We start from the raw sequence: 14,914 nt of genomic DNA on the forward strand, positions 1-14,914 counted from the left end.
TGAATTAGTCGCATAAGATAGATTATGGAACTTATGCATGGGCCCGGCGGCTGGAAATTACTGGCGATTTTCATAGGCTTGGCGCAATTGATGGGTGTTGCCTTGAGCCGATGGGCAACGTTAGGCTGCCCGGATGACGACAGCAAAGCGTGAGATCGAAGCGGCGATCGAGGTGTTCGTGCATGGGTACAGCGCCGGCAAGAGCCAAACCTTTCCTTACGACGCCAGCCGCGTCGGGCCATTGTGGCTGATGCGCGATGCCGTGCGCAAGAATCCTCGCGACTGCCGCAGCGAGGAATGGGTCGTCCATGACGTTGCCGCTCAGGAGGCCGATGCGATCGTGCGACAGCATGCGCGGCCAAGCCACGCCATTTCCGTCGTGATAGCGAACGACGAACCGGATAGGCCGGTGCGAACCGCATACAAGGCTCTCGGCTACCGGCTGCTTCGGACGGAAGGATTTTTCGTCCAGCCACTGAGCCAGATTCCAAAGCCGCCGGCGGTTGTTTCGATCGAACGCGTGCAGACAGTCGAACGGGCGGCGCAGTTGGGAAAGATCATGCGCAGGCGGCCGATCGCGGAGGATCTGCTCGGCGACGGCGCGCCGTTCCGCCAATATGTGGCGGTCGATGGCGACGATATCGTTGGACGCGTGCGCAGCGTGGATGCTGTCGGCGCCACGTGGTGCGCGGACATGTATGTCGAGCCCTCGCACCGGCGTCGCGGCGTCGGCCAGGCGCTTATGTCGAAAATGCTGCGTGACGACCGGGCCCATGGGTCGCGGTGCTCGGTGCTGGCCGCGACGCATGCCGGGGCGCTGCTTTATCCCCGGATGGGCTATAAGCGGATTGGAACGCTGCTGATATTCTGGCCAAAGCGCCGAATGCCCTTATGAAGCGCTATCCGTATCACACTGACTCATAAGGAATTTCGATCGCCATGCCATCATAAGCCGGTTCGACGTTGGCCGGCGTCTCGGCCATCACCGTGGCGTAGTCGAGCGGCACATGCATGTGGGTCAGCACGGCATTTTTCGGAGCCAGTTTTTCGATCCAGCCGAGCGCCTGGTCAAGCGACAGGTGACTTGGATGTCGCGTATATTGCAGCGCGTCGATGATTAGCATCTCGAGACCATGCAGCCTCTTGGCGGTGGCGTCCGGGAAGTCGCTGATATCGGGACAGTAGGCGAGCCCGCCGATGCGAAAACCAAGCGAGATGATGTCGCCATGGAACTGCGGCAGCGGCCCGAGGGTGAGGGCACCCCCCTCTCCTTCGATCACTACCGGCCTGGCGTGGTCGATGATATGGGCGTTGACGATGGGCGGATAGGAACTGCCTTGCGGCGTTTCGAAACAATAGCCGAACGCCTGCCGCATGCGCAGCATGGTGGTTTGGTCGGCATGGATATCGATCAGCTGGCGCTGTTCGAGCACGAAGCCACGCAAATCGTCGATGCCGTGGATATGGTCGGCATGCGGATGCGTGTAGACGACGGCATCGATGCGCCTGACCGATGCCAGCAGCATCTGCTCGCGGAAATCCGGCCCAGTGTCGATGACGACGGTGGTTCGGTCGCCATTCGCCGCGATCCGCTCGACGAGTGCGGCGGTGCGCATGCGCCGGTTCCTCGGATTGGCGGGGTCGCAATTGCCCCAGTCGCCGGTGATGCGCGGCGTGCCCGGCGACGAGCCGCAGCCGAGAATGGTAAGACGCAACCGGTCGCTCATGCGCCCAGTGCCTGCGTGTCCGGGCCTTGCGTGTCGGGGCGTGGCATTTTTCTGAACAGCCGAAAGAAATTGTCCGTCGTGATATCAGCGATCTCGGCCTCGCCGACGCCGATCGTTTCGGCCAGAACCTTGGCCGTGTGTGCGACATAGGCCGGCTCGTTGCGCTTGCCGCGAAATGGCACCGGCGCCAGATATGGCGCGTCGGTTTCGACCAGCAGGCGCTCATCTGGCACTTCGGCGGCGATAGCGCGCAGCTCGGCCGAATTCTTGAAGGTCAGAATGCCGGAAAAGGACACATAGCCGCCAAGCGCCACACCCACTTCCGCCAACCTGCGCCCCGAGGAAAAACAGTGCAGGATGAAGGGGAAGGCGCCCTTCCCTGTTTCTTCCTCAAGGATCGCTGCCATGTCGTCGTCGGCGTCGCGCGAATGGATGACCAGCGGCAGGCCGGTCTGGCGCGCGGCGGCGATATGGGTGCGAAACCCCTGTGCCTGCGCGTCGCGCGGCGCGTGATCGTAGAAGTAATCGAGCCCGGCCTCGCCGATCGCCACCACCTTGGGATGCGCGGACAGGCGCACAAGCTCGGCAGCGGTCACATCAAGCTCTTCGGCCGCATTGTGCGGATGGGTACCGACCGAGCAATAGACCTCGTCGAAAGACTCGGCAATCTCAAGCACTTGGCTAAATCGCTTCACGCGCGTCGAGATCGTCACCATGCGCCCGATTCCAGCGGCCAAGGCGCGGGCGACGATGGCTGCCCGCTCCTCTGCAAAGTCCGGAAAGTCGAGATGGCAGTGACTGTCGACTAGCATCAGGCGTTCGCGTCCGGCTGCTCGACATAGCGTGGAAACACCGGCTGCGGCGCCGGCATTGCCGTGCCGGGCACCAGTGCATGATCTTCCGCGACATGCGCGAAATCGCGGCTGTCCGCCGGCACCGCCAGCAGGTCGAGCAGCTTGGCGGCCGAGCCTGGAATGAACGGCTGACACAATATCCCCACCCGCCGGAGCACCTCTGCCGTCGTCCACAGCACCGTTTCCATGCGCGCCGGATCGGTCTTCTTCAGCGCCCACGGCTCCTGGCCCGCGAAATAGCGGTTGGCTTCAGCCACCACCCCGAAGATCGCCGCCAGCGCCAGATGGATGCCCTGCTCCGCCATCGTCCGGCGCGCCGTGACAAGGGCGGCACTGGCCTGATCGAGGATCGCCTTGTCGGCTTCGCTCAATTCGCCGCGCTTCGGCACCACGCCATCGCAGTTCTTGGCGATCATCGACAAGGAGCGCTGCGCCAGATTGCCGAGGTCGTTGGCGAGATCGGCATTGGTGCGGTTGACGATCGCCTCATGGCTGTAGCTGCCGTCCTGGCCGAACGGCACTTCGCGCATGAAGAAATAGCGCACCTGGTCGAGGCCGTAATGCTCGATCATCGCGAATGGGTCGACGACGTTGCCGACTGACTTCGACATTTTCTCGCCGCGGTTGAACAGAAAGCCATGCGCGAACACACGCTTCGGCAGTTCGATCCCGGCCGACAGCAGGAAGGCCGGCCAGTAGACGGCGTGGAAGCGGATGATGTCCTTGCCGATGACATGGACGTTTGCCGGCCACCAGCCCCATTTCTTGTCGTTGGTGTCGGGGTAACCGGCGGCGGTGATGTAGTTGGTCAGTGCGTCGACCCAGACATACATCACATGCTTGTCGTCGCCCGGCACCGGCACGCCCCATTTGAACGTGGTGCGCGAGATCGACAGGTCCTTCAGTCCGGATTTGACGAAGCTGATGATTTCGTTGCGCCGCTCCGCCGGCCCGACGAATTCGGGGCTGTTCTCGTAAAGCGCCAGCAGCCTGTCCTGATAGGCGGAAAGGCGGAAGAAATAGCTTTCCTCCTCGGTCCACTCGACGGGCGAGCCGAGCGGCTCGCGGCGAATGCCGTCGTCGCCGACCTTGGTTTCGGCCTCGTCGAAATAAGCTTCCTGCCGCACCGAATACCAGCCGCTGTAGCGGTCGAGATAGATGTCGCCATTTTCCGCCATGCGCGTCCAGATCGCCTGGCAGGCCTTGTAGTGGCGCTCCTCGGTGGTGCGGATGAAAACGTCGTTCGAGCAGCCGGTCGCTTCGAGCATCGAGCGGAAAATCGCCGAGTTGCGATCGGCAAGCGCTTTCGGCGTCAGGCCTTCGGCGTCCGCCGTCTGCTGCATCTTCAAGCCGTGCTCGTCGGTTCCCGAGACGAAGAAGACGTCCTTGCCGTCGAGCCGCTGGAAGCGGGCCAGCGTGTCGCTGGCGATGACATTGTAGGCATGACCGATATGCGGCTTGCCGTTCGGATAGAAAATCGGTGTCGTGAGGTAGTATTTTTCGCGTGCCATGGATGAGCCGTCAGGAATGTCTGAATGAAAGATGTCGCGGTGAGATATCGCATCGAAACGGCGATTGCCATCCCGAGGCCAATGCATGCCGCCCAAAAGTGGCCCCGGTTTTTGGGGCAACGGCATGCATCAAGAAAACCGTCACATTCGCATTGCAGAATTCAGGCGGTCGATCATGGTCAAGGCGTGCTGCTTCTTGTCGAGATTGTAGGTATCGGTCTCAGATATAGCGTTCAGCGCCTCGTGCCAAGTATCCGACAGGGTTTTCGCCCGCGCCAGGTCGCCCGCCAGCGCGGCTTGGCTTGCGCCGGTCGACAGCAGGTCAAGCGCACGACGATTGAAGATGTCGAACTGGATCGCCTGGTCGCGTCCGGCAACCGCCTCCGCGAGCCGATAGGCGCCGGCGACATCGCTCTTTCTCGCCGTCACCAGCGCGTCGAGCGTCTCGGCGATTTCCAACCCGCCATATTGCGTCAACAGGATTGCGGTGCGCGCGCTGCCCCCTGCCCGCTCGGCCAGCGCCGCGCGCGCCGCGGGATTGTCGGGCGGCGGCGGCTCGACCCCGTCCAGAACCGTCATCAGGCTTTCGGCATCGAGCGGCGTCAGCCGCACCATCTGGCAGCGCGACCGGATCGTCGGCAGCAGGCTGCCCGGCGCATGGACGATGAGGATGAACAATGTCCGCGCCGGTGGTTCTTCAAGGTTCTTCAACAAGGCATTGGCGGCGTTGATATTCATGTCGTCGGCCGGATCGACGATCACCACGCGGTAGCTGCCGTCATGCGAGGTCAAGGAGAGGAAGCGGCTGACCTTGCGGATCTCGTCGACGGTGACGACCGTCTTGAAGCTCTTGGTCTTGTCGTTCGGCGGGCGTGTCAGATGCAGCACCGAAGGATGCGCGCCGGTGGCGATCTGGCGAAACAGCGATGACGCCGGATCGGGAACCGCAAGTGTATCCGGCGCCTGCCCGAAGGCCGGATGCTTCAAAAGATGATGCGCCAGATGGAAGGCAAGCGTCGCCTTGCCGATGCCGACCGGGCCGGCAAAGATCAGCGCATGCGGCAACTTCCCCGAGCGATAGGCCGACGCGAGCATGTTCGCCGCCTGGCCATGTCCGACCAGACGCGGGGTCTCGGACGGCTCCGGTACGCCATCCAGCGTGTCGTGCTGCTCAGGGGCGATGCGTTCGAAGATCATGCCGGCGACGCCTGCTTCCGATTTTCTGGCGTCAATGCCTCCAGGGCCGCGAATACCGTGGCGGTGACGACGTTCTCCACCATGTCGGGGTTGGCGGACGCGTCGATGACGATACAGCGCTCTGGCTCGCCGGCCGCGATCGCCAGAAAGGCATCCCGGCGGCGCTGGTGGATATCAAGCGTCTCCTTTTCGAAACGGTCGGCATCGGCATCGCTGCCCCGCCGTGCCGTGGCGCGACGCAGGCCCTCGGTCGGGTCGATATCGAAGATCAGGGTCATGTCGGGCACCATGCCGTTGATGGCAACCTCTTCCAGCGCGTCCATGAACGCCGGATCGAGGCCGCCGGTGACGCCCTGGTAGACGCGCGAGGAATCCATGAAGCGGTCGCAAAGCACGATCGAACCGCGCTCGACCGCCGGCCGGATGACCTGCTCGACATGATCGGAACGCGCGGCTGCAAAAAGCATTGCCTCCATCTTGGGGCCGAACGGTTCGGCGGCGCCTGAAAGCAGGACATGCCTGACCGCTTCCGCGCCCGGCGAGCCGCCCGGCTCGCGCGTGACTAGGACATCGTACTTCTTGGCGCGCATCTTCCTGGCCAGCCGCTCGATCTGCGTCGACTTGCCTGCTCCTTCGCCGCCTTCGAAGGTGATGAAAAATCCGCGCGCCAATCGTAACGCCTCTGTCCGTGCCTGGGACGGTAATAGTCCCGGCCGGGAAAAAGGTCCACCGCGACGCCCTGGTCTTTATGCGTTTCGCCGCGCACCTTGGATGACATGCGCTAACGCAACCAGCCGACGGCCAGTTCCCTGGCGGCATCGAACGCGCGCTGCGGCAACGAGCCCACACCGACCGACTCGGCCGCGAAAAGCGGCGTCTCCTGGCTCAGCGTGTCGCCGATCCAGACGCGCAGCGCGCCCACCGGCTGCCCCTCCTCCACGGGTGCTGCAACCGGTCCGTCATAGACGATTCTGGCGGTCACCTTGTCGCGGTTGGCGATGGGCAGGAAGATCGTCACCGGGCCCTTTGCCTTCAGCGCCACGCCGGATTTCGCGCCGCCGAAAACCTGGGCCTCGCCGACCGCTTCATCTCCAGCGAAAATCTCGGTCTTCTGGAAGGAGCGAACGCCCCAGTCGAGCAGCTTTCGCGCCTCCTCGGCGCGCTCGCGGTCGCTGGCCAGACCGCTCATCGCCGCGATCAACCGCGTGCCGTCGCGGCTGACCGAGCCGACAATGCCGAAACCGGCGGTCTCGCTGGCGCCGACCGCCAGGCCATCGGCGCCGATATCCATCGCCAGCAGCGGATTGCGGTTCCTTTGGATGATCTTGTTCCAGGTGAAGTCCTTCTGGCCATAGTAGCGATAGAGATCCGGGTAATCGCGCCAGATATGCAGCGCCAGCAGCGCAAGCTCGCGAACCGTCGTTTGCTGACCGTCGGCCGGCAGGCCGGTCGAATTGACGAATGTCGATTTGGTGAGGCCGATCTGTCTGGCGCGTTCGGTCATCCGCGCCGCGAAATTCGCCTCCGATCCGGCGACGCCTTCGGCGATGACGATGCAGCCGTCATTGGCTGCCTGGACCGTCACGCCCTGGATGAGGTCCTCCAGCCGGATCGCCGATTTGAGCTTGGCGAACATGGTCGAGGTTCCAGACGGCGCGCCGCCCGTGCGCCAGGCGTGTTCGCTGACCACGAATGTATCGTCGAGCGTCATGCGCCCCGACTTGATGGCGTTGAACACCATTTCCATCGTCATCAGCTTGGCCAGCGAAGCCGGTGGGAATGGCCTGTCGGCATCCTTGGCAAACAGCACCGTGCCGGTTCCGGCATCGATCATGAACGCCTGCGCGGCCTTGGTCTCGAAAAGCTGCGCCGCCGCCGGCGCCAGCGAAACCAGCAGCAGGCCAAGACCCAAAAGCCCAGCAAAAGGGAGCCCGGCAAAAGGCCAAGCGCAGCGAAATTTCATCAGAGGTTCGACCCGTCAGCATTTCAGGGCAGGCTCTACAGGCTATCAGGCTTTTTCCTGGCGGAACAACCGCACCACGGAAAACCGGCAAAAAAACTTCTGGCCTTGCCGGTCAGTTCCGCACGGCGAGCGCGTCAGGCGCACCATGCGACCACGCCGCTTGCAGCATCTCGTCCAGGCTGCCATGCCCGTCAGGGTAGAGATTGACGGAATACCAGTCCTTGCCCTCGAGTTCGGAGCGCTGGATTTCGGTCTTGCCGAAGCCGGAAAGCGCTGCCGCCACGCGCTTCGCCACGGCGGCATCCTCGAACGAACCCGCCGCGACATACTCCGTTGGCGAACCGGCCGACGGCGCTTCCAGATTGGCACGCTTCCATGACTGGAGGATTTCGGCGGGCGACATGCCGTCGCCATCCAGCGCGGCAAAAGCGTTGGATGCGCGCTCCACGCGTTCATCCGCATAAGACAGCGACGCCACGGTGAATGGCGATTGCGGCGGCGGATTGATCTCCGGGCGCTCCGGCACGATCGGCCCGAACTCGGGCAGCGTCACATCGACGAGGGCCGGCGCCTGCGCCGACACGACAGGCTGGGGTCCCGAATTCGTCAGTTGACCAGGAAACGGCGCGGCCGCGGCGCCTGCCGGCAGGCTCGGCGACGGTCCATTCATGGCGATCATGACGCCGGTGGGCAGGCCGTCGGACGGATCCGGCGCCTTGTTGCCGGGTTGGTAGGACGCCATCAGATACTGGTCGTCATTGCCGTCGAGCGGCGCTCGTCCGACATATTCCACCTTCACCTTGGCGGTACCGATATTGGCATAGTCGAGCATTTCGGCGGCCCGCTTCGACACGTCGATGATGCGTCCGTCATGATAGGGACCGCGATCGTTGACTCGCACGATGACCGAACTGCCGGTCTTCATGTTGGTGACGCGTGCATAGCTCGGCAGCGGCATGGTCGGATGCGCACCAGTCAGATGCGTCATGTCGTAGACTTCGCCATTGGCGGTCAGCCGGCCGTGGAAGGCTTCGCCGTACCAGGAGGCGAGACCCACCTTGGCATAGCCCCTGTCTTCCCTGGGATAGTACCACTTGCCGCGTACCTGATAGGGCTTGCCGAGCTGGTCGCGTCCGCCGCCACGCCGCAAGCCCGACATCTTGAAGGTGACGCGCGGGCTGGCCTTCACGCCATACTCGGCTTCGGAGAAATATTCCTTGGAGCGGGGTTTCTTGTTGACCATCGCCTTCGGCTCCGGCGGCGTAGCACACGCCGCCAGCAAGGCAGCCGACAAAGCCAACAACACGAAAGCGGAAGCGCGACGGAAATGTGGGCGCGCCACAGGCTGCATTTTTCTGATGTCCCCTACAGTCTCGACAGGCGCACTACGACCTGAACCCCAGGAGCCAAAGCACCCGCTCGACAAAGCCAGCGACGCCCTGATTCCATTCCCCTTGTGCGCAGGAATTCTTTATCAGCGTATTAACCGATTGTGGTCGGAACCGGGCAAGATTATGGCACGGGCCGGCAAGGCGATCGGCATGAAAAGTCACAGCTTTTCGAGCACCCGCGCCACGCTGGTCACAGCACAGCGCGCTGTCCGTTGTCGGTGCGAAAAAAGCTGAAAACCGATCTCGGATGCCAGGCGTCGGTCACTCCGCCTTCGACTCCTGCGACGGAGCCAATTGCGCCGTCACATGTGACAGCTTCTCGCGCTTTGTCAAAACCGGCTTCGCGTAGGTCTTCTTCATGGATTCCCCCGAAAGTTGAAAACGCCCCGCAAGTTGGCCAGTCTTGCGCCATATTGTCAATCGGCCGGCCATACTTTGCCGTTGGCAGAAAGGCCGCGGCCGGTTGACAGGGCTTTGCTGGGCGCACTAGAGCAATGACGCGCGAATGGTCTCTGGGCGCGGCAGTGCCGAACAAACACCAGGACAGATCAGGACGCGCACTCAAGTGATTGAAAAATCACGACGGAGGGATGGCCGAGCGGTTTAAGGCACCGGTCTTGAAAACCGGCGTGGGTGCAAGCCCACCGTGGGTTCGAATCCCACTCCCTCCGCCATTTAGGCGTTGTAAGGAATTGATTTAAAACGAATTTTGCGACTTGTAAGGTTTAGTCCTAAGCATATTTCCTAATGCAGCGGAGTCCTCATATGCCGCGTCCGATATTCGGGGCCATGGTATGGCCACTCTACCTGACTGGATAGACGTGATGTTCGATACCCCCGGACGGTCAAGCCGGGCCTTGTCGCTGCCGTAAAGCATCTGCGCGGGTGACCTGCGCCACCGCCCCGCTACAGGATTTCCGCGACGCGGACTAGGTGCGTTCCTTGTTTCGCGCCGACATCCCATTTAGCCTAATTTGGTTTCAGGGGGGCAGGCATGCGTCACAATCCGGAAGACAATCGGCGATCAGCCACCGGAAGCACATTGGCCATCGGGCTTTTGATATTGGGTGTACTCCTGGCAGGATGCACAACTGCATCAACTAGCGGAAAAGACGGGTGCCTGCGCTGACCGCCCAGACCGATTATCGTGCCACTGTGATTTTTGTTTTCCTGTGGCTAGCTGCGTTGGCGTGGACCGGCGTGAACACCCTTCTCAACCGCCAAGCCGCAGGTACGGTGATCTACGAGACAACTGAGTACCGATGTATTGCCGCTGCCACCGGCAAAACGGTACAAGTTAAGTGGAGCACTCTTCGCAATCTGCGATATCCCAGCACCGGCTTTACTGTCGGGACGATCGTCGAAAAGCAAGGCATGAACTGCATCTCTGACGGAGGTGCGGTCTCGTATGCCATGCTCCCATTGTCTGAAGGCACTGCACTCTCTGCCGTTCGCATAAAGGGCGGAGAGGTGAAGGTTGAGTTCCGGCGCGGCCAGTGGGCTGACGTTACGGACGCCGCAGGGACCGAGACGTGGCGCAATGACGGCGATGGCTATCACAGGATTATCCCGTAATGCGTCTTGATGGCGGCATTTTTCTTTTTTGACCCCTGGTAGATTTGACCGATCGCTGCTCTGGGCAGCGCGGGCATCCAAGCGGCATGAACTGCAATAGAAGTAAGCCGGCTTGGCGATCCTACCGCCGGCCTCCTCGACACCGCGCTGGATCTCCTCAAAGGCCCGCATGCTTCGTCGTGAGCGGCACGAAAAAGTTGATTTCTCGAACTGGGAATATGCCGCTAGTCTGTAGTGCACTCTCACAAAGCTAGGAGCCATAGGATGAAGACCACTATCTTAGTCGCCGCCGCTCTAGGCCTTTCGGTGTCCGGCGCCGCAGCGGAATGTGTTGGCCACACCAAAACGACGGCTTCCGTCGATCAGCAAACCAAAGTGGCAAGCATCGCGAACAGCAATACGCCGACAACCGCCGACACCGCGACTACCGCCGACACGCCGATCCTCAAAAAGGAAGACGCGAAAGAGGCGGAATAGGCGCTTCAACACGAAGCAAGCCCTGACTGACCGCCCCCACCCAGGTGGCGGGGCGTTTGACGTGGGCCGAGACTCTTTGGCTTAGACCCAAGAGCTTCATAAGTCCCGATAGCCCGCCCAAACCCTTCGAAAGAGGTGCCGGGCACTGCCCGGCGCCTCTTTCGATATTTTTTAGTCTCCGACCACACCGCCGGCTCGTATCCGACCGGGTCGGAGTTCCGGAAAGGTAAGCCGGCTTGGTAATCTTACAGCCGGCCTCCTCGATGCTGCGCTGGTTCTCGTCGTTCTCGGCATTCCTCGTCCCGTTTTGGCACGATCGAATTGGCATCTGAATTGCTCGTTGAGACTCGCCAGAGTTGGGCTCGCCGATTGCAAGTCAGCGCTATTCTTCGGTCATTGTGTGAGCGCCTTCATATCAGTTTCACACACGAAGGCTTTGAATGGTGTCGACAAGCGCTGCGAAGGAGATGGAAAATGGGTTTGGCCGAAAACTTGTCCGATATCGCGCTCACATTCGGTTGTCCGGACTGCTCGCATCCGACCGTAAGGAAGGGCTCCGCGCTGAGAACGATCGCCCACATCAGATGCGACGGGTGCAACGCCAAGGTGCGGATCACTTATCCGCACAAGCTGGCGATCTTCGAAAAGCACAAGCAACTGGCCGCCCGGGCCGCGTTTTGATTGACTAATTGCCGGCATAGGGGCAGCGACCAACAGCACCTCGACAACGCGTTGCTTCCCGCTGAGCGCTACTTTAGCTTGTCCTTGATTTTTTCCAGCGCGTCTGTGGCGTTGCGACTGTCGGCCCACGTGCCTAACCGAATATGATTGATCGCGCGATCGGAGGTGCCGGAGCAAAGGGGCGTCGGATCTGGCTCGGCGCCCCTTTCCACTTCCTCATCTATGGGACCACACCGCCAGCTCGTATCCGTCCGGATCGGAGAAATGGAAGCGGCGGCCGCCCGGGAAGGAGTAGGCCGGCTTGACGATCTTGCCGCCGGCCTCCTCGACGCGGCGCTGGATCTCGTCAAGCCTGTCGGCATAGAGGATCACCAGCGGACCGCCGGTCGCCCTGCTTTGGCCACCGAGAGCGAAGCCACCGGTCAGGCGGCCATCGTTGAACTCGCAATAGCCCGGTCCATAGTCCTTGAAGGACCAGTCGAAGGCCTTGCCGTAGAAGTCGCGCGAGCGCGCGATGTCGGCGACGGAAAACTCGACATAGTCGATGCGCTTGTCGTTGCAGGATTTGGCCATGATCTTCTCCTTTCGCGGCTTTGAAACTCAGCGTTCGAGCAATGCTTTCAGGGCGTGGAGGTCGCGCCCCACCGCGGCGGCGTCGGCGGCGAATGTCTCGTCCTTCATTTCAGGCGCTTTCAGAAGCGTGAACATGACTTCCGCGCCGGTCCCGTTGGGAACCACGCGCACCGCATTGCGGGTTTCCTTTTCCTCGATAAAGACGATGTGATCGAGGACACCGAATTCGTTGGGCCGGGAGAAACGGATGCGGATGAGCCGGCCGTCCGGGTCCTCCGCTGTCCACTCCTCGCCCGATTGCTCGAAGCGCCTGCCGAGACCTGCCGCCCAACGCTGGAAGTTCTCCGGGATGGAGGCGAAGTCGTAGACTTCGCGCCAGTCCCGGTCGATGGACACGGGGATGATGCGGGATTTGTAGATGGTCATATCTGCCTCCTTCGAATGAAGGCAGACTAGGCAGACATTACGGTGGCGTATTGAACAAAACGGCCAGTCAGGCGCCGAGCTGCCGCAGAACCGCCGCGGGCGAAAAACCCGACAGGCGCCGCACCTCGCGGGTAAGGTGCGCCTGGTCGCTATGGCCTGCTTCGAAAGCGAGACCGGCAAGGCGTTCGCCGCCGGACCGCCGCGCCAGGCTCAGGAACCGCTGGAAGCGGAGAATGCGGTCTAGCGTCTTCGGCCCATAGCCGAAAGCCTCCTGGCAGCGGCGGCGGAGCGTTCGCGGGCTGACGTCCAGCCGGTCGAGGATCACCGCCATGCCCGGACCGGCGGATTCGGTTTTCAGCGCGTTGAAGGCAAATCCCATGTCCGGAGGCGGCGGCTCGACATCGGGCGCGCGCCCGGAGAGTGCCCCTTCCATCACCCGCATCCGCTCCGTCGTGGAAGACGCATCGCCAATTCTGTGGGCGATCTCGCGCGCCGGCTTTCCCCAGAAGTGGCTGAGCGCCACCCGCTCGCCGACGATCTCCGTCATTGGCAGGCCGAGCCACCGGCTAGCCGCACCCGGCCGGAAGCGGGCGCCGATCACGGTGCAACCGGGTGTCAGTGCTGAGAGGGCAACGGCAACGTCGGGACCCGCTACGACCAGCTCGCCGTCGATCCAGGTGATGTCGACGCAGCCGTCCGGGACCACGGCCGACAGCCCTCCTCCCTCCAGTCGCACCGCATTGGACCAGACACACTGGAAATGTCCTTCGAGTGCGGCCGCAGGATCGAACTCGCGGTAGTCCCCGATCGCCCCGGAAAGGACGGGTGTGTCGGCATCAGACGTCACGAGCCTCTCCCGTGAGGAATACTTTCGGCGGCGTTCTTCGGCCCCGCACCTAATCTATTGCCGTTGCGGCTTGCATCAACCCTACCCTGCGCCGGATCCGCCATTTGCCGTCGATTCCCCGCCATCCCGCGACATAGCGGCCGATTGCTGCATGGCGCGGCAGTGAAAATTCGCCAGGCGCCCCCCCGTTCACGGCATCTTCATCGTTCACGGGTTCGTCTCCGGGACGGCATGCGGTTGATTTTTCCGCTGGAATATGGTGCTTCTCCCGGCCATGAAGAAGCTGTGTCTAACCGTCCTGGCATCAGCAACGCTGGCTTTGCCAGCCAATGCCATGGACAGCGCGTTGCGCGCCGGCCTGTTGAAACTTGACCCGCAAACCCGGCTCGAACAGCGATGCGACGCTGAAGTGCTCGACCGGATCAGCCACGACGATCACAAATACAAGGCCGATCGCGTCGTCGCCTACGCGTTTGCGACGCCCGAAATGGCCCCCGATGCAATCAGGAGCCCAGGGGCTGCCTTTCGCAGCAAGGGGCAATGGTACCGGCTGAAATTCAAGTGCCAGACGGCACCGGACCATATGCAGGTTCTGGATTTTCGCTATCGGATCGGCGAGGAGATTCCGCAAACCGATTGGGCGAAATACAATCTCTACGACTAAAGCGCCGCGTCCTGGGCGCGCAATTTGAATCTAAGCTTCGTGCTTTTGCCGGCCGCCGGCTCAGGCCATTGCCGCCACGATCAGGAAGTTTGCTGACCTTGTCCCCAGACAGTCTCTTGACGTGCGGGAACCATACACGTTAGGGCGTCCTGACAATCGACGCGAACGATCGGCGAACAAGCAAGGGGCCTCCAGTCGATGGAAATTTTCACTGCCGCGGGCTTCTCGGCCCTGCTCCAGGTCATCGCCATCGACCTTGTCCTTGCCGGAGACAACGCCATCGTCATCGGCCTTGCCGCGGCGGGCCTGCCTGCCGACCAGCGCAAGAAGGCGATTCTCGTCGGCATCGCCGCGGCCACCGTGCTTCGCATCTTCTTCGCTCTGATCACGCAGTGGCTGCTGGCCATCGGCCCCATTCTCCTCATCGCCGGCGGCCTGCTGCTGCTTTGGGTGTGCTGGAAGATGTGGCGCGAGCTGCGTGTCACCCACGAGCAGGAGCATGATGCGACGGAATCGCTGTCCAATGCCGAGTACGGCAAAGACGGAACGATAGCCGACAAGGGACCGCGCAAGACCTTCGCTCAGGCGGCGTGGCAGATCGTCATTGCCGACGTGTCAATGTCTCTCGACAACGTCCTTGCTGTCGCCGGGGCCGCGATGGACCATCCGACGGTCCTGATCATCGGCCTGGCGCTGTCGATTGCGCTGATGGGTTTTGCTGCTTCGTTTGTCGCACGCCTCCTGCACAAGTACCGCTGGATTGCCTATATCGGCCTCGTGATCATCCTTTACGTCGCGGTGAAGATGTTTCTGGATGGTGCCGTGCAGCAGTTCCCCGAACGGTTCGCGTTCCTGGCGCCCTGGTTCGGACCGGGCGGTCAATGAGCCCGGTCCCTTGCAGTGCGGGCCCGCCCGCACTGCGCCAAGCCATTCGCCGGTTTGCTTGATTGTGGAACTGTGCTATTGCGCCGCGCAAGTTAAGCTCCTGCAAGAGTTCAAAAAGACCGATATCTATTGACTTCCGGGCC

At 62.0% G+C, this 14,914-nt stretch carries 17 protein-coding genes and 1 tRNA gene; 8 read left to right on the forward strand and 10 right to left on the reverse strand.

What is annotated here, in order from left to right:
* Window positions 1-133 precede the first annotated feature (133 nt).
* Window positions 134-895: a GNAT family N-acetyltransferase gene (locus MESS4_RS17735; protein ID WP_006333558.1), complete on the forward strand. Its 762-nt coding sequence runs from the start codon at window positions 134-136 to the stop codon at window positions 893-895.
* 13 nt (window positions 896-908) lie between these two features.
* Here MESS4_RS17735 and MESS4_RS17740 read toward each other — a convergent pair whose 3' ends face one another.
* The 7 genes from MESS4_RS17740 to MESS4_RS17770 all read right to left on the reverse strand — a co-directional run bounded on the left by MESS4_RS17740 (window position 909) and on the right by MESS4_RS17770 (window position 8,603).
* Window positions 909-1,727 carry an MBL fold metallo-hydrolase gene (locus MESS4_RS17740; RefSeq protein ID WP_006333560.1) on the reverse strand — a complete coding sequence of 273 codons (819 nt, stop codon included), beginning with the start codon at window positions 1,725-1,727 and terminating at the stop codon, window positions 909-911.
* Window positions 1,724-2,539, reverse strand: coding sequence for a TatD family hydrolase (locus MESS4_RS17745; protein ID WP_006333564.1), 816 nt, complete (start codon window positions 2,537-2,539; stop codon window positions 1,724-1,726). The genes MESS4_RS17740 and MESS4_RS17745 overlap by 4 nt, the downstream gene beginning before the upstream one ends.
* The gene (gene metG / locus MESS4_RS17750) at window positions 2,539-4,179 is read right to left on the reverse strand and encodes a methionine--tRNA ligase (RefSeq protein ID WP_081609773.1); all 1,641 of its coding nucleotides are present in this window, start codon (window positions 4,177-4,179) and stop codon (window positions 2,539-2,541) included. Before metG ends, MESS4_RS17745 begins: the two co-directional genes overlap by 1 nt.
* Window positions 4,180-4,233: 54 nt before the next feature.
* Complete coding sequence (locus MESS4_RS17755) at window positions 4,234-5,289, reverse strand: DNA polymerase III subunit delta' (protein WP_006333568.1); 1,056 nt, start codon at window positions 5,287-5,289, stop codon at window positions 4,234-4,236.
* Window positions 5,286-5,960: a dTMP kinase gene (tmk, locus tag MESS4_RS17760; protein ID WP_006333571.1), complete on the reverse strand. Its 675-nt coding sequence runs from the start codon at window positions 5,958-5,960 to the stop codon at window positions 5,286-5,288. The genes MESS4_RS17755 and tmk overlap by 4 nt, the downstream gene beginning before the upstream one ends.
* A gap of 110 nt (window positions 5,961-6,070) precedes the next feature.
* Entirely contained in the window at window positions 6,071-7,252 is a 1,182-nt protein-coding gene (locus MESS4_RS17765) for a D-alanyl-D-alanine carboxypeptidase family protein (protein WP_198292767.1), read from the reverse strand.
* Window positions 7,253-7,364: 112 nt separating this feature from the next.
* Entirely contained in the window at window positions 7,365-8,603 is a 1,239-nt protein-coding gene (locus MESS4_RS17770) for a septal ring lytic transglycosylase RlpA family protein (RefSeq protein WP_006333576.1), read from the reverse strand.
* Here MESS4_RS17770 and MESS4_RS33990 point away from each other — a divergent pair.
* From MESS4_RS33990 to MESS4_RS17790, 5 genes are all read left to right on the forward strand, one after another.
* Complete coding sequence (locus MESS4_RS33990) at window positions 8,485-8,877, forward strand: hypothetical protein (RefSeq protein ID WP_198292770.1); 393 nt, start codon at window positions 8,485-8,487, stop codon at window positions 8,875-8,877. The two genes, MESS4_RS17770 and MESS4_RS33990, sit on opposite strands and share 119 nt — an antisense overlap.
* A 350-nt stretch (window positions 8,878-9,227) precedes the next feature.
* Window positions 9,228-9,317 (forward strand) — tRNA-Ser (locus tag MESS4_RS17775).
* 442 nt (window positions 9,318-9,759) lie between these two features.
* Entirely contained in the window at window positions 9,760-10,218 is a 459-nt protein-coding gene (locus MESS4_RS17780; protein ID WP_006333581.1) for a hypothetical protein, read from the forward strand.
* Window positions 10,219-10,482: 264 nt separating this feature from the next.
* A complete protein-coding gene (locus MESS4_RS17785; RefSeq protein WP_006333582.1) occupies window positions 10,483-10,695 on the forward strand; it encodes a hypothetical protein in 213 nt (70 codons plus the stop codon).
* Between the two features lie 474 nt (window positions 10,696-11,169).
* Window positions 11,170-11,376: a hypothetical protein gene (locus MESS4_RS17790; protein ID WP_036241535.1), complete on the forward strand. Its 207-nt coding sequence runs from the start codon at window positions 11,170-11,172 to the stop codon at window positions 11,374-11,376.
* 216 nt (window positions 11,377-11,592) lie between these two features.
* Here MESS4_RS17790 and MESS4_RS17795 read toward each other — a convergent pair whose 3' ends face one another.
* The 3 genes from MESS4_RS17795 to MESS4_RS17805 all read right to left on the reverse strand — a co-directional run bounded on the left by MESS4_RS17795 (window position 11,593) and on the right by MESS4_RS17805 (window position 13,222).
* Window positions 11,593-11,949 (reverse strand): VOC family protein, encoded by a 357-nt coding sequence (locus MESS4_RS17795; RefSeq protein WP_006333584.1) that lies wholly within the window; start codon window positions 11,947-11,949, stop codon window positions 11,593-11,595.
* Between the two features lie 27 nt (window positions 11,950-11,976).
* Window positions 11,977-12,375 carry a hypothetical protein gene (locus MESS4_RS17800; protein WP_006333585.1) on the reverse strand — a complete coding sequence of 133 codons (399 nt, stop codon included), beginning with the start codon at window positions 12,373-12,375 and terminating at the stop codon, window positions 11,977-11,979.
* A gap of 67 nt (window positions 12,376-12,442) precedes the next feature.
* Window positions 12,443-13,222 carry a helix-turn-helix domain-containing protein gene (locus MESS4_RS17805; RefSeq protein ID WP_006333590.1) on the reverse strand — a complete coding sequence of 260 codons (780 nt, stop codon included), beginning with the start codon at window positions 13,220-13,222 and terminating at the stop codon, window positions 12,443-12,445.
* Between the two features lie 256 nt (window positions 13,223-13,478).
* Here MESS4_RS17805 and MESS4_RS17810 point away from each other — a divergent pair, with 256 nt between their 5' ends.
* Together MESS4_RS17810 and MESS4_RS17815 are read left to right on the forward strand one after the other, a co-directional pair.
* Window positions 13,479-13,886: a DUF930 domain-containing protein gene (locus MESS4_RS17810; protein ID WP_006333594.1), complete on the forward strand. Its 408-nt coding sequence runs from the start codon at window positions 13,479-13,481 to the stop codon at window positions 13,884-13,886.
* A 198-nt stretch (window positions 13,887-14,084) separates the two neighbouring features.
* Window positions 14,085-14,771, forward strand: a complete 687-nt coding sequence (locus MESS4_RS17815) for a TerC family protein (RefSeq protein ID WP_006333596.1) — start codon at window positions 14,085-14,087, stop codon at window positions 14,769-14,771.
* Window positions 14,772-14,914: the final 143 nt, after the last annotated feature.

Source organism: Mesorhizobium sp. STM 4661, from assembly GCF_000359125.1.
GTDB lineage: Bacteria > Pseudomonadota > Alphaproteobacteria > Rhizobiales > Rhizobiaceae > Mesorhizobium.